A 14,013-nucleotide genomic window follows, 5' to 3' on the forward strand; every position below is an offset into this window, starting at 1 on the left:
ATGTCACGTTTCCCTCGGGGCCCATCGTTCCGGAGCTGTGGACAACGCCCTCACGGCGCGGTATTCCGGTGCACCGCCGCGGCGACGGCGAGGTCCTCCCATCCCATTCCGACGCTCTTGAAGAACCGGGGTCCGTCGAGTGCGGCCGGGCTTCCGCCGGGGCCGCGACCGGTCACCAGCTCGGCGAGGTTGACGTCGATGTCCTCGGCCCCGAAGGCCCCCTCCGCCATCGGGATCAGCAGATCGCCCGCCTCCGACAGCGCCGCCGCCCGCGATTCGACGACCACGGCCGAGCGGGCGACCAGCGTGGAATCGACCTCCCGGGCGTCGCGGGTGTGCGAGCCGACCGCGACTACCGTCGCCCCGTCCGGTACCAGGGCGCCGTCGAACAGCGGGGTGGCGGACGTGGTGCAGCAGAGCACCAGATCGGCCGTGGCCACCTCACCCGCGTCCGGCGCACGCCCCGCGCGGGCATCCGCTCCGAGACCGCGGGCGTGCTCGGCCAGCGCCTCGGCCCGGTCCTGGTTCCGGCCGATCACGGTGACCCGTTCGACCTGGCGTTCCGCCAGCACCGCGGCAAGGTGACCGTACGCCTGGGGGCCCGTTCCGAAGAGCACCAGATGGCGCACGACGGGCCCGCTGAGGTGGCGGATCGCCAGAGCGGACACGGCCGGTGTGCGCAGGGTGGTGAGCGCGGCCCCGTCCAGCAGGGCGAGCGGCACCAGTGTCGGGGCGTCGAGCAGCAGATAGCTTCCGGTGATCCGGGGCAGTCCGCGTGCCGGATTGTCCGGGGCGACCCCGGCGATCTTCACTCCGGTCACCTGCCCCGTGCTGGCGGGCATGATCAGCAGCTCCCCGCCGGGCACGTCGACATGGTGCCGGGCCGGTGCCGTCTCCGGATCGAGTCCCCCGCTCAGCGCCGCCTCCAGCGCGTCCACGGCTCCGGTCGGTCCCAGGGCCATGATGTCGTCGGCGCCGAGCAGGGGAAGTTTCACAGCAGGAATCCTTCGGGGAAGGGATCGGACGGGTTCAGGAAGAATTGTGCGGTACCGGTGATCCAGGCGCGGCCGGTGATGGCGGGGACGACGGCCGGCAGCCCGCCCACGGTGGTCTCCTCGACGAGCCGTCCGGTGAACGAGGTGCCGATGAAGGATTCGTTCACGAAGTCGGTGTCCAGGGGGAGTTCACCGCGTGCGTGCAGTTGGGCCATGCGGGCCGAGGTGCCCGTACCGCACGGCGAGCGGTCGAACCAGCCCGGATGGATGGCCATCGCGTGCCGGGAGTGGCGTGCGTCGGACCCGGGCGCGACGCACTGCACGTGCTTGAGGCCGTGGATGGCCGGGTCCTCGGGGTGGACGGGCCGGTCGGTGGCGTTGACCGCGTCCATCAGGGCGAGCCCGGCGGCCAGGATGTCGTCCTTGCGCGCCCGGTCGAAGGGCAGCCCCAGGTCGGACAGGTGGACCATCGCGTAGAAGTTCCCGCCGTAGGCGAGGTCGTAGCGCAGCGTCCCGTAGCCGGGTACGTCCACCGTCCGGTCGAGGGCGACGCTGAACGCCGGGACGTTGGTGAACGTCACCGCGGTGGCCGCGCCGTCCTTCACCCGGACGTCGACGACGACCAGCCCGGCCGGGGTGTCCAGCCGTACGGTGGTGACGGGTTCGGTGACCTCCACCATGCCGGTCTCCACCAGCACGGTCGCCACCCCGATGGTGCCGTGCCCGCACATCGGCAGCAGACCGGAGACCTCGATGTAGAGGACGCCGTAGTCCGCGTCCGGCCGGGTGGACGGCTGGAGGATCGCGCCGCTCATGGCGGCGTGGCCGCGCGGTTCGTACATGAGCAGGGTGCGTACGGCGTCCCGGTGCTCCTGGAAGTAGGTGCGCCGCTCGGCCATCGTGGCACCGGGGATGGTGCCGATGCCGCCGGTGATGACGCGGGTGGGCATGCCCTCGGTGTGCGAGTCGACGGCGTGGAAAATGTGACGTGTCTGCAAGGCTCCCCCTGGCTGGTCACGACGGACACGAAGAACACGGGAACAGGACGGACCGGCCCGCCCGGCCACGGACCGGACGGATCGCTGATCGGTCGGGTTGCGGCCGACAGGTCGTGGCCGGTCGAGTTGCGGCCGACAGGTTGTGGCCGGGCGGATTACGGCCGGACGGAGTGCGTACCGGAAAGGTCATGGACCGGACGCGGCTCCATCCCGGTGTGCGGCGGCGATCGGGCGGAGTCTCAGCCCAGGCCCCCGGCGAGCGCCTTCTCCGTCGCGGCGCGGATGGCGGCCACGTCGTCGGCGGGAAGGGGGAACCGCGGCGGACGGGTGGGGCCGCCGCGGCGTCCGACCACGTCCATGGACGCCTTGATGGCCTGCACGAACTCCGGCTTGGAGTCCCACCGCAGGAGCGGGTGCAGCTCCCGGTAGAGCGGCAGGGCGGTTGCCATGTCACCGGTGACAGCGGCCCGGTACAGCTCGACGCAGCAGGACGGGAGCATGTTCGGGCATCCCGCGATCCAGCCCACCGCACCGGCGAGCGCCAGCTCCAGCAGCACGTCGTCGGCGCCCACGAGCAGGTCGAGGCCGGGCGCCTGCTCGGCGATCTCGTAGGCTCTGCGGACATCGCCGCTGAACTCCTTGACGGCCACGATGCTGCCCTCCTGGTGGAGGCGGGCGAGCAGGCCCGGCGTCAGATCGACCTTGGTGTCGTACGGGTTGTTGTACGCGACGACCGGCACTCCGGCCTCGGCCACCTCGGCGTAGTGGGCCCGCACCGCCGCCTCCTCGCAGCGGTATCCGTTGGGCGGCAGGAGCAGTACGGAACCGGCACCGGCTTCGGCGGCCCGTTCCGCCCAGCGCCGTGATTCCGCGCTGCCGTAGGCGGAGACGCCCGGCATCACGCGGCTGCCGTCGCCCGCGGCTTCGACGGCGACCCGTACCACCTCGTCGCGCTCGTCGTCGGTCAGGGTCTGGTACTCGCCCAGCGAGCCGTTGGGCACCACGCCGTCGCAGCCCGCCTCGACGAGCTGCCGCACATGGGTGGCGTACGCGTCGTAGTCGATGGTGCCGTCCTCGCGCAGGGTGACCGGGGTGGCGACCATGACCCCGTGCCAGGGGCGGCTGCGCGGAAGGGAGTTCGTCTGCATCGTGGCTCCTTGAGAGGTGTGACATGTCACGGTGTGGCGGGAACAGGAACAGTGGTGGGTGAACGCGGTGTGCCGATGCGTGGAAGCCCGTCACGGCGGGCCGTCGCACTAGGAAAGGGCTGTCCCAGGGTTCTGCCCGGGTGCCTGCTCGGGAGTCGACTCATGGGTCTGCCCAGGTGCCTGCCCGGGAGTCGACTCAGGGTTCGGCCCGGGTGCCTGCCCAAGAGTCGGCTCAGGTGCCTGCCCAGGAGTCGGCCCAGGGTTCGGCCCAGGAGTCGGCTCAGAGGTCTGCCCGGGTGTTTGCGCAGAGGTCTGTCCGTTGCCGTCCAGGGCGGCGAGTGTGGAGAGCTTCACGGGGCAGGCCAGCGGGCGCCGGTCGGGTCCGCCGGGCTCCTGCCCCGGCCCGTGCACGGCGAGTTCACGGACGGCGAATCCGCAGGTCCGGCCCTGGCACCACCCCATTCCGGCCCGGGTGAGCAGCTTGACGGTCCTGGTGTCACCGGCACCCAGCTCCTCGCACGCCGCGCGGATCCGGCCCGCGGTGACCTCCTCGCAGCGGCAGACCTCCGTATCGCCGGTCAGCCACTCGCTCCACCCGGCCCCCGGCCGGTGCACGGTCCCCATCAGCGTGGCGAAGGCCCGTAGCCGGTGCCGGGCGCGCCCCAGCGCGACCGCCCGGCGCGCCACCTCCCTCCGCACCCCGCCCCGCACCTCGCGGACGACCGACAGCGCCGCCAGTTCCCCTTCGCACAGGGCGAGTTCGACACCGCCGACGCCGCCGGACTCCCCGGCCGCCCAGACTCCGGGGACGGTGGTCCCGAGCCGTGCGTCGAGGACGACCGCGTGCGTGCCGTCGGGGCTCAGGCGGGTACCGCACCCCGCGGCCAGGGCGAGTTCCAGCTGCGGCACGAGTCCGTGGCCGACGGCGAGGGCGTCGCAGTCGATCCGGCGGCCGGTCCCCGCGACGGGGCGCCACCGCTGGTCCACCCGGCTGACGGTCACCGCCTCCACCCGCTCGTCGCCGTGCACCTCGGTGACCGCCCGATGGGGCAGGACCCGGACCCGGGCGCGGGCCAGCGACACCCCGAACCGGGCCGCCTCCGCAGCCTTGCCGGGGTTACCGGCCAGCACCCGGGGAGCGCGGGCGTACGCCCCGTAGCCCCCGGCCTCGACGAGCGCCGGGACGCGGGCGCCCGCGCGCGTCAACGAGACGGCTACGGCCTGGAGCAGCGGCCCGCTCCCCGCGACCACGATCCGGCGGCCCGGCAGCACCAGCCCGGACTTGAGCATGGCCTGGGCCCCCGCCGCGCTCACCACCCCGGGAAGCGTCCAGCCCGGGAAGGGGAGTTGACGTTCATGGGCGCCCGTCGCCAGGACCATGCGGCGGGCCCGCACGGCGGTACGGGACTCCCGGTCGCCGCCGGTCACGGCGTGCAGGATCCAGTCCGCGTCACCGGTTCGTTCGACCGTCCACACCTGGTGGCCGGCGAGATGCCGGATCGCGCCGCTGTCGCGGTGCGCGGCGAGGCGGGCGGAGAGTTCCGTGAAGGTGTGCCAGTGGTGGTGGAGCCGACCGGGCCGGGTCGCGCCGAGTCCCGCGGGCGGGCTGCGGTAGTACTGCCCGCCGGGTGCGTCGGCCGCGTCCAGCAGAATCACGTCCAGCCCGTGGTCGGCGGCGGTGACGGCAGCGGCCAGGCCCGCCGGTCCCGCGCCCACCACGGCGACCGCGGCAGTGGGGACAGCGGCGGCGGTCCCGGTGTCGGCGCGCGCGGTCTCCCGTTCCCGGGGCTCATCCGTCGAGTGCGGCATGCCCGTCGCCCTCCTGCGTGGTGATGGTGTCGCCCGGCCCCGCGGGCAGCAGGCAGGCACGCTGGTTGGGGCGGCCGTTGACGGTGGCCAGACAGTCGTAGCAGGCGCCGATACCGCAGAAGGCGCCGCGCGGCCGGCCATGGACCCGGGTGGTGCGCCAGGACAGGATGCCCGCCGACCAGAGTGCGGCGGCGATGGTCTGGCCTGGCAGTCCCCGGATCGGACGGCCGTCGAAGCTCAGCTGGAACTCCGGCTCGGGCTCGGATCCGACGAGCTCGGCGGGGGTACGTGCACGGGTACGTCTCACTGGAGCCTCTCCTGGTTCCTCACCGGGTCTCTCCCGGCACTGCTCCGCAACTTGTTCCGGGGCCGTGACCTCACCGGGCCCGCGCCGGTAGCGCTCCGGGGCCGGGTTCGCGCCGGGCCTCCACCAGTACCGCTCCGGGGCCTGTTCCGGGGCCGGGGCCTCACCGGGCCTCCCCCGGCGCCGCTCCGGAGCTTGTGCCGGGTGGCCCTCCGGGGGCTCGTCCCGTGTCGAACCGCTCGGGTGCGAACGGTCCGAGATCGAGCGCGGGCCGCTCCCCCCGGATCGCGTCGGCGATCAGCAGTCCGGTCGCGGGCGCCAGCCCGATTCCGGCGCCCTCGTGCCCGCAGGCGTGGAAGAGCCCCGGCACCCGGGGGTCCGGTCCGATGGCCGGCAGATGATCGGGCAGGTAGGGGCGGAACCCGTGGTAGGCGCGCATGACCCGCACATCGGCGAGTACCGGGAAGAGCTCCGTCGCCTGGGCCGCCAGCCGGGCGACCGCCGGAACGGACAGCGTCCGGTCGAAGCCGACCCGTTCGCGGCTCGCCCCGATCAGTACCGGTCCCGAGGGCGTGCCCTCCACCACCGGCGAGGTCTGCAGGGCCGCGGACCCGCTCGACACATCGGCGACGTACTCCGCCGCGTAGACCTTGTGCCGGATCAGCCGGGGCAGCGGCTCCGTGACGAGCACGAACCCCCTGCGCGGCAGGACCGGCAGATGCGCCCCGGCCAGGGCGGCCAGGTCGCCGCCCCAGGTGCCCGCCGCATTGACCACGACGGGGGCCCGCAGCTCGCCCCTCGTCGTGCGCACCCCGCGTACGGCTCCCCGCCGGTCCGTGAGTACCCCGATCACCTCCTCCCCCGGGTACAGGAGCGCACCCTCGCGGGCAGCGGAACGCAACAACTCGGCTGCTGCGAGCGCTGGTTGGACCTGGGCGTCCTGCGGGTAGTGACAGCCCCCGGCCAGGTGCGGTGCGAGATGGGGCTCCAGGTCGCGGAGTCGATCGGGTGTGACATGGTGCGCCTCCACGCCCGCCTTCCGCTGACCGGCGGCCGTCCCGGCCAGGGCGGTCAGCGAGTCCTCGGACGCCGCGACGACCACACCGCCCTTGCGCTCGTACTCGATGTCCGGGGGCAGCTCCTCGGACAACCGCTGCCACAACGAGGCGGAGAGCAGGGCCAGTTCAAGCTCCGGGCCCGGCACCTTGTCGGAGACCAGGAGGTTGCCCTCACCGGATCCGGTGGTGCCGCCGGCCACCGGCCCGCGGTCGACGACGGCTACGGAGAGTCCGGACCGGGAGGTGTAGTGGGCACAGGCGGCACCTACCACTCCGGCCCCGACGATGACGACATCCAAGGGGTGTCTCGTGAGCACGGCAGTAATATGTCACATTGCTCAAGGGTCGCCAAGGGTGCGCACAGGGCCAGTTGATCAACCGTCACCCCGACGTGTGGTGCGCAGGGGTGTCCGGTCGGCCGCCGGGGAAGTGGAGCCATGGACACCCGCAGGCACCGACCCCGAGGAGCCGTGATGCACGACGACCGCACCCTGGTGGAGGACCGCCTGGAGCGCGCCCTTCACCAGTTCCTCCGCCCCGCCCAGTACCCGGTCCGGACCCCGCTCGCCCTCTCCGTGCACCACCTCCCCGGCGAACCCGTCGCGGTGGACCAGGTCCTCCGGGAGCCGTTCGAGCCGTTCCGTACCGGCACCGAGTGGGGGAAGCCCTGGTCCACCAGCTGGTTCCGGCTGACGGGGACCGTGCCGGCGGAGTGGGCGGGGCGGCGGGTCGAGGTGGTCGTCGACCCCGGGTTCTCCGGTCAGGGGCCGGGCTTCCAGGCCGAGGGCATGCTGTACGACGCCACGGGCGTCCCGCTCAAGGGCATCCATCCGCGCAATCGCCATCTGACGCTGGCCGCCCCGGCGATCGGCGGTGAGCCGGTGTCGCTGCTGCTGGAGGCGGCGGCCAATCCGGCAGTCCTGGAGCACGGCTTCGCCCCGACGCCACTGGGAGACCCGGCGACGGCGGGCGACCGGCCGCTGTACCGGTTCGCCGCCGCGGACCTGGCGGTGCTGGACGAGGAGGTCTGGCATCTGGTCCTGGACATCGAGGTGCTCTCCGAACTGATGCGGGAGCTTCCCGTCGAGCGCTCCCGGCGTCACGAGATCCTGCGGTCGCTGGAGCGCATGCTCGACGTACTGGACCTGCACGACGTGGCGGCCACCGCGCGGGCGGGCCGGGCCGAGCTGGCCGGGGTGCTGTCCCGTCCGGCTGCGGCGAGCGCGCACCGGATCTCGGCCACCGGCCATGCGCACATCGACTCGGCGTGGCTGTGGCCGCTGCGGGAGACGGTACGCAAGGCCGCGCGGACCTTCGCCAATGTCACCGCGCTGACCGAGGAGTACCCGGAGCTGGTCTTCGCGGCGTCGCAGGCCCAGCAGTACGCCTGGGTGAAGGAGCATCAACCGCACGTCTGGGAGAGGATCGAGCGGGCCGTGGCGAACGGGCAGTGGGCGCCGGTGGGGTCGATGTGGGTGGAGTCCGACGCCAACATGCCCGGCGGCGAGGCGCTGGCCCGACAGCTGGTGCACGGCAAGCGGTTCTTCCAGCAGGAGCTGGGTGTGGAGACCGAGGAGATCTGGCTGCCGGACTCCTTCGGTTACACGGCCGCCTTCCCGCAGCTCGCCCGGCTGGCGGGGGTGCGGTGGTTCCTTTCCCAGAAGCTGTCCTGGAACCAGAGCAATAAAATGCCACATCACACCTTCTGGTGGGAGGGCATCGACGGAACCCGGATCTTCACCCACTTCCCGCCGGTGGACACCTACAACTCCCAGCTGCACGGCGGCGAACTCGCGCACGCCGAGCGCAACTTCGCCGAGAAGGGGCTGGCGACCCGCTCCCTCGTCCCGTTCGGCTGGGGTGACGGCGGGGGCGGTCCCACCCGCGAGATGCTGGAGAAGGCGCGCAGGCTCGGAGACCTGGAGGGTTCACCGAAGGTGCGCGTCGAACCGCCGGCGGCGTTCTTCGCGGCGGCCGAGGAGGAGTACGGTCCGCCGGCCCCGGTCTGGTCGGGCGAACTGTACCTGGAGCTGCACCGGGCCACCTACACCACTCAGGCCAGGACCAAGCAGGGCAACCGGCGCAGCGAACACCTCCTCAGGGAGGCCGAGTCGTGGGCCACGGCGGCGGCGCTGCTCGACCCCGCAGCCCACGGCGACCGCGGCCGTTACCGCTATCCGTACGAGGCGCTGGACCGGCTGTGGAAGACGGTCCTGCTGCATCAGTTCCACGACATCCTGCCCGGCTCGTCGATCGCCTGGGTGCACCGGGAGGCCCGCGAGACGTACGAGCGGGTGCGGGCGGAACTGGCGGACCTGGTCGCGGAGGCGGTGGCCGCACTGGGCGGGGCGGAGGGTCTGGTGGCGCTCAACTCGTCTCCGTACCACCGCTGTCAGGTGATCGAGCTCGACGCGGAGGCGAGCGCGGCACTGCCGTCCGGCGCACGGGTGCAGCAGCTGGGCGACGGCCGTACGGCGGTGCTGGCCGAGGCCCCCGGCCTCGGCGCGGGACCGCTGAACGGCTCGGCGGTGCCGGAGCGCCCGGTCACGGCGTCCGGTTCGGCGGGCGGGAGCATCGTCCTGGACAACGGTCTGCTCCGGGTGGTGGTGGACGGCGACGGTCTGATCGCCGCCGTGCGCGATCTCGGCGCGGGGCGGGACGTTCTCGTCCCCGGCCACCGGGCCAACCTCCTGCAACTGCACCCGGACCACCCCAACCACTGGGACGCCTGGGACATCGACCGGCACTACCGCCGCACCCGCACCGATCTCACCGAAGCGGACTCCGTCGAGCTGGTGGAGGCGGGGCCGTTGCGGGCCTCGGTCCGTGTGCTGCGCTCCTTCGGGCAGTCACATGTCACACAGGACATCAGGCTGGCCGCGGGCAGCCGGCGCGTCGACATCGACACCGAGATCGACTGGCGGGAGTCGGAGAAGGTCCTCAAGGCGGCGTTCCCGCTCGATGTGCACGCCGAGCGGTCCACGTCCGAGATCCAGTTCGGCCATCTGCACCGCCCCACGCACGACAACACCAGCTGGGACGCCGCCCGTTTCGAGATCTGCGCCCATCGCTGGCTCCGGGTCGCGGAGCCCGGGTACGGCGTGACCTTGCTCAACGACTCGACGTACGGGCACGACGTCACCCGTACCCCGCACGGCTCGGGCCTCGGCACGACCGTACGGCTGACGCTGCTGCGCGCCCCGCACAGCCCCGACCCGGAGACCGACCTCGGCCGGCACCGGTTCGCGTTCGCGCTGGCCCCGGGCTTCGACATCACGGACTCGGTACGGGAAGGGCTCGCCCTCAACCTTCCGTTGCGGGCGGCCGTGGCCCCCGCGCTGCCCTCGCTGGTCGACACCGGACATCCGGCCGTCACGGTGGAGTCGGTGAAACTCGCCGAGGACCGGAGCGGCGAGGTGATCGTGCGGCTGTACGAGTCGGCGGGCGGCCGCGCCCGCACCACGCTGCGGTGCGGGTTCCCCGTCGTACGGGCCCAGGTCACCGACCTGCTGGAACGGCCGCTGCACGAGGCGGACACCGATGAGCACGGTCTCGTGCTCTCACTGCGCCCGTTCCAGATCCTGACCCTGCGGCTGACCCCGGCATGACGGACCGGGGCGGGACCCGGTGGCGGGGCCCGGTGGCGGGACCCGGTGGGTCCGGGGCCGCGCCCGGTGTCACATGTCACCGCGCACCGCCCCGGCCCCGGCCCCGCCAGCACCCCACCACCCCACCGCTTCACCGCCGTACCGCCTCACCGCCTCACCGCCCCACCAGTCCGCCACCTCACCGCTTCACCGCCCCCCACTCCACTCCGCCACCCCGCCGCTCCGGCCGCCCCGCCGCTCCCGTCCCGGTCGTGCTCCGGGCGAGGTCAGGGGCGGGGCACGTTCCGCAGGTTGGAGCGGGCCATCTGGACCATCCGGCCCACTCCCCCGTCCAGCACGATCTTGCTCGCGGAGAGCGCGAATCCGGTGACCATGTCGGCGCTGATCTTCGGCGGGATGGAGAGGGCGTTGGGGTCGGTGACGACATCGACGAGCGCCGGGCCCTTGTGCTTGAAGGCGTCCTTGAGAGCGCCTTCGAGCTGCTTGGGCTTCTCCACCCGTACCCCGTACGCCCCGCAGGCGCGGGCGACCGCGGCGAAGTCGGGGTTCTTGTTGGAGGTGCCGAACGACGGCAGCCCCGCGACCAGCATCTCCAGTTCGACCATGCCGAGCGACGAGTTGTTGAACAGGACCACCTTCACCGGCAGGTCGTACTGCACCAGCGTCAGGAAGTCGCCCATGAGCATGGTGAACCCGCCGTCGCCGGACATCGAGACCACTTGCCGGTTCGGGTCGGTGAACTGGGCGCCGATGGCCTGCGGGAGCGCGTTGGCCATCGAGCCGTGGCTGAACGAGCCGATGACCCGCCGCTTGCCGTTCGGCGAGAGGTACCGTGCGGCCCACACGTTGCACATACCGGTGTCGACGGTGAACACGGCGTCCTCGTCGGCGAGTTCGTCCAGCACCGAGGCGACGTACTCCGGATGGATCGGAATGTGCTTCTCGACCTTGCGGGTGTACGCCTTGACCACGCCCTCCAGCGCGTCGGCGTGTTTCTTCAGCATCCGGTCGAGGAACTTGCGGTCGGTCTTGGCCTTCACCCTCGGGGTCAGACAGCGCAGGGTCTCGCGGACATCACCCCACACCGCCAGGTCGAGTTTGGAGCGGCGGCCCAGGTGCTCGGGGCGCACATCGACCTGGACGATCTTCACATCGGTCGGAAGGAAGGCGTTGTACGGGAAGTCGGTGCCCAACAGGATGAGCAGATCGCACTCGTTGGTGGCCTCGTAGGCGGCGCCGTAGCCGAGCAGGCCGCTCATCCCGACGTCGTACGGATTGTCGTACTGGATCCATTCCTTGCCCCGCAGCGCGTGCCCGACCGGCGCCTTCACCCGTTCGGCGAACTCCATCACCTCGGCGTGGGCGCCCGCCGTGCCGCTGCCGCAGAACAGCGTCACCCGTTTCGCCCCGTCGACCATCCGGCAGAGTTCGTCGATCTCCGCGTCCCCGGGCCGGACCGTCGGCCGCGAGGTGACCAGCGCGTGTTCGATGGACTTCTCCGGGGCGGGCTGCGAGGCGATGTCACCCGGCATCGTGACGACGCTGACCCCGCCGCGACCGACCGCGTGCTGGATGGCCGTCTGGAGCAGTCGCGGCATCTGCTGGGGGTTGGAGATCATCTCGTTGTAGTGGCTGCACTCCTGGAAGAGCAGCTCCGGGTGGGTCTCCTGGAAGTAGCCGAGACCGATCTCGCTCGACGGGATGTGCGAGGCGAGGGCGAGCACCGGGGCCATGGAGCGGTGCGCGTCGTAGAGGCCGTTGATGAGGTGCAGATTGCCGGGGCCGCACGATCCGGCGCAGGCCGCCAGCGAGCCCGTGATCTGGGCCTCCGCTCCGGCGGCGAAGGCGGCGGTCTCCTCGTGCCGGACCTGGATCCAGTCGATGGCGCGGTGGCGTCGGATGGCGTCGACGACCGGGTTGAGGCTGTCGCCGACGACACCGTACATACGCTTGACGCCCGCCCGGACGAGGATGTCGACGAACTGCTCCGACACGTTCTGCTTGGCCATGGGTGCGTACCCTTTCCGCGCTTCGGCTTCCGGACTCCGCATCCATCAACCCATGGCGCGCGCGGTTACGCCTCCCAGACTCCTGCACCCGTACGGTCGTCGGAGTACCCCTTCACCCGGAGCAGGGTGTCGGCGAGGAAGTCCACGAGCCCGGGTGCCCGTCCGGTGGCCCAGCGCCCGGCGAGCTCCCGGGCCAGTGCGGGTTCGCCGCGCAGCGGTTCGGCCAGCCCGGGGCTGCACAGCAGCAGGGCGTCGCCGGGCCGGGCCACCGAGCCCCGGAACCGGAACGGTTCTGCGGGCACGTCGGGCGGCTCCGGCGGGCCGAGCGGGTCCTCGACGTACGAGGGGCGGGGGGTGGTGTCGGCAGGGCCCGCAGAGGAGTCCCCGGCGACATCCACGTCGGGGCCCGCACCACCGGGACCGGAACCGCCTCCGGGCCGTCCCGAGTCGGATCCAGAGCCGGATCCCGAACCGGGCCCCGAGCGAGAGGACCCCGTACCGGGACGTGCGCCGGTGCCGCCCGACGCCGGAACCTCCGGTTCGAGGTCCTGCCAGATGCCGTCGCGCAGTCGGAAGAGCCCTCCGGGGCCGATACCGAAGAAGATCCTCGTGCGGCAGTCGGGATCCGCGGGCAGCAGCAGGCAGCGCAGGCCCGCCGTGTACTGCCCCGGCTCCTTGCCCAGCTCGGCGGCGCGGGCGCGCAGCTTGCCGTACGTGCGGTCGGTGAGACGGTTCAGCCCGGACTTGAGCTCGCCCCGGCGGCCCGCCCGTATGTCCTCGGAGAGCCGGGCGTGGCTGCGGCCGACCGATTCGCCGATCCAGCGGCAGGCGTCGGCCGCCGCCAGATGTGCCGATGCGGTGGCGCGGGCGCCGGTGGCGACGGCGACCAGGACCAGCGCGTGCTCGTCCACGCCGAAGCGCGCGGTGAGCAGCGCGTCGCGGCGGGGCTCGCCGCGAAACCGTGCGGAGTCCCCGCGCACGGAGGCGGCGCGCAGGGTGTACGTGCCGTAGCGGGCGCCGTCGAGCACGGTGTCGGGGACGAGTCCGTGCAGTTCCCAGGGGTCGGCGGCGGGCAGCGCGGTGGGCTCGGCGTCGTAGGTGGGCGGCCGGTCACCCACATGAGTGATCATGGGTCGGGGCACCGGCCCGGGTACGGCTCCAGGTCCCGGTCCGGTCTCCGGTCCGGCTGCGACGGAAGCGGTGCCCGCGACATCCACGACGCCCGTGGCGCCCGGTGGGACAAGCGCCGTGGGGTCGGCTGGGGTTACGGGCGCTGCCGAAACGGCGGGCCTCTCGGCAACCGGCCGCCTGGGCAACGGCGGCAACGGCGGCAATGGCGGTATTGGCGAAACGGCCGGTAACGACGGTGCGGGCGCCACGCCGTCGTTCAGCATCACGCCGTCCTTCGGCATCACGCCGTCCTTCGGCACCACGTCGTCGTTCGACGCCACACCATCCCTAGGCACCACGTCATCGTGCGGCGGCCCGTCCGGGAGCCGCGAGACCGCAGACAGACCGGGGCCGGAGTCGGGGCCAGGGCCGGGACCGGGGCCGGGACCAGGGTCCGGCGCGGGCGCAGGACCGGCGGGAACGGGGGGTCCGGCGAAGGTTCGCGGCCGCGAGGGGCCCAGCGGGGCCGCCCCCGAGGCGCGCGAGGTCGGGACGGGCGGCTCCCACGGCGCACGCTCCTCCACCGGCCGGGGCACTGCCACCGCCCCCGGAACCCTGCCCTCCGCCCCCGAGGGCAATGCCGCCTCCGCCGAGGAATCACCCTCCCCCCGCAACGACACGCTCTCCACTCCCGGCACCCCACCGGACCCGCCCGACCCGCCGCGTCCCCCCGGACCCACCGCGTCCGACGCCGAGTCGAAGCGGTCGTCGAGGCTGTCCGCCGCGTCGCTCGTCCCCGTGTCCCGGGCGTTCTCGTCGTACAGCCTGTGCCACCAGTCGTCCTCGTGGGCGGCGGGCGTCTCCCCCTGCTGACTCATGACCTTATTGTCGTCCGCGGAGCCAGTACGAAAACGGGTCATCCGGAAAAAGTGACCGCGAACATGGGTCCGCCGGGCACCCCCACCCCCCACGGG

9 protein-coding genes are annotated in these 14,013 nt (G+C 72.6%); 1 reads left to right on the forward strand and 8 read right to left on the reverse strand.

What is annotated here, in order from left to right; all coding sequences use genetic code 11:
• Positions 1 to 50 precede the first annotated feature (50 nt).
• The 6 genes from ACFVFH_RS34325 to ACFVFH_RS34350 all read right to left on the reverse strand — a co-directional run bounded on the left by ACFVFH_RS34325 (position 51) and on the right by ACFVFH_RS34350 (position 6,629).
• Positions 51 to 995 (reverse strand): ornithine cyclodeaminase family protein, encoded by a 945-nt coding sequence (locus ACFVFH_RS34325; protein WP_383776432.1) that lies wholly within the window; start codon positions 993 to 995, stop codon positions 51 to 53.
• Complete coding sequence (locus ACFVFH_RS34330; RefSeq protein ID WP_383776435.1) at positions 992 to 1,993, reverse strand: proline racemase family protein; 1,002 nt, start codon at positions 1,991 to 1,993, stop codon at positions 992 to 994. Before ACFVFH_RS34330 ends, ACFVFH_RS34325 begins: the two co-directional genes overlap by 4 nt.
• Before the next feature lie 239 nt (positions 1,994 to 2,232).
• Complete coding sequence (locus tag ACFVFH_RS34335; protein ID WP_383776437.1) at positions 2,233 to 3,141, reverse strand: dihydrodipicolinate synthase family protein; 909 nt, start codon at positions 3,139 to 3,141, stop codon at positions 2,233 to 2,235.
• A 108-nt stretch (positions 3,142 to 3,249) separates the two neighbouring features.
• Positions 3,250 to 4,950 (reverse strand): NAD(P)/FAD-dependent oxidoreductase, encoded by a 1,701-nt coding sequence (locus ACFVFH_RS34340; protein ID WP_383776440.1) that lies wholly within the window; start codon positions 4,948 to 4,950, stop codon positions 3,250 to 3,252.
• Positions 4,931 to 5,257 carry a (2Fe-2S)-binding protein gene (locus tag ACFVFH_RS34345; protein ID WP_383776442.1) on the reverse strand — a complete coding sequence of 109 codons (327 nt, stop codon included), beginning with the start codon at positions 5,255 to 5,257 and terminating at the stop codon, positions 4,931 to 4,933. Before ACFVFH_RS34345 ends, ACFVFH_RS34340 begins: the two co-directional genes overlap by 20 nt.
• 160 nt (positions 5,258 to 5,417) lie before the next feature.
• Entirely contained in the window at positions 5,418 to 6,629 is a 1,212-nt protein-coding gene (locus ACFVFH_RS34350; protein ID WP_383776444.1) for an NAD(P)/FAD-dependent oxidoreductase, read from the reverse strand.
• Positions 6,630 to 6,785: 156 nt separating this feature from the next.
• On the opposite strand from ACFVFH_RS34350, the gene ACFVFH_RS34355 reads away from it, so the two are divergent.
• Complete coding sequence (locus tag ACFVFH_RS34355; protein WP_383776447.1) at positions 6,786 to 9,920, forward strand: alpha-mannosidase; 3,135 nt, start codon at positions 6,786 to 6,788, stop codon at positions 9,918 to 9,920.
• 266 nt (positions 9,921 to 10,186) lie between these two features.
• Here ACFVFH_RS34355 and ACFVFH_RS34360 read toward each other — a convergent pair whose 3' ends face one another.
• The gene (locus ACFVFH_RS34360; RefSeq protein ID WP_383776450.1) at positions 10,187 to 11,929 is read right to left on the reverse strand and encodes a pyruvate dehydrogenase; all 1,743 of its coding nucleotides are present in this window, start codon (positions 11,927 to 11,929) and stop codon (positions 10,187 to 10,189) included.
• 65 nt (positions 11,930 to 11,994) lie between these two features.
• On the reverse strand, positions 11,995 to 13,917 hold the full coding sequence (locus tag ACFVFH_RS34365; RefSeq protein WP_383776453.1) for a protein phosphatase 2C domain-containing protein: 1,923 nt from the start codon (positions 13,915 to 13,917) through the stop codon (positions 11,995 to 11,997).
• Between the last annotated feature and the right edge of the window lie 96 nt (positions 13,918 to 14,013).

Source organism: Streptomyces sp. NPDC057697 (assembly GCF_042799335.1).
Lineage (GTDB): Bacteria > Actinomycetota > Actinomycetes > Streptomycetales > Streptomycetaceae > Streptomyces.

Coding starts and splice junctions, on each gene's coding strand:
- ACFVFH_RS34360 (WP_383776450.1), bottom strand. CDS start 11,929: ATGGCCAAGCAGAACGTGTCGGAGCAGTTCGTCGACATCCTCGTCCGG.
- ACFVFH_RS34365 (WP_383776453.1), bottom strand. CDS start 13,917: ATGAGTCAGCAGGGGGAGACGCCCGCCGCCCACGAGGACGACTGGTGG.
- ACFVFH_RS34355 (WP_383776447.1), top strand. CDS start 6,786: ATGCACGACGACCGCACCCTGGTGGAGGACCGCCTGGAGCGCGCCCTT.
- ACFVFH_RS34340 (WP_383776440.1), bottom strand. CDS start 4,950: ATGCCGCACTCGACGGATGAGCCCCGGGAACGGGAGACCGCGCGCGCC.
- ACFVFH_RS34335 (WP_383776437.1), bottom strand. CDS start 3,141: ATGCAGACGAACTCCCTTCCGCGCAGCCGCCCCTGGCACGGGGTCATG.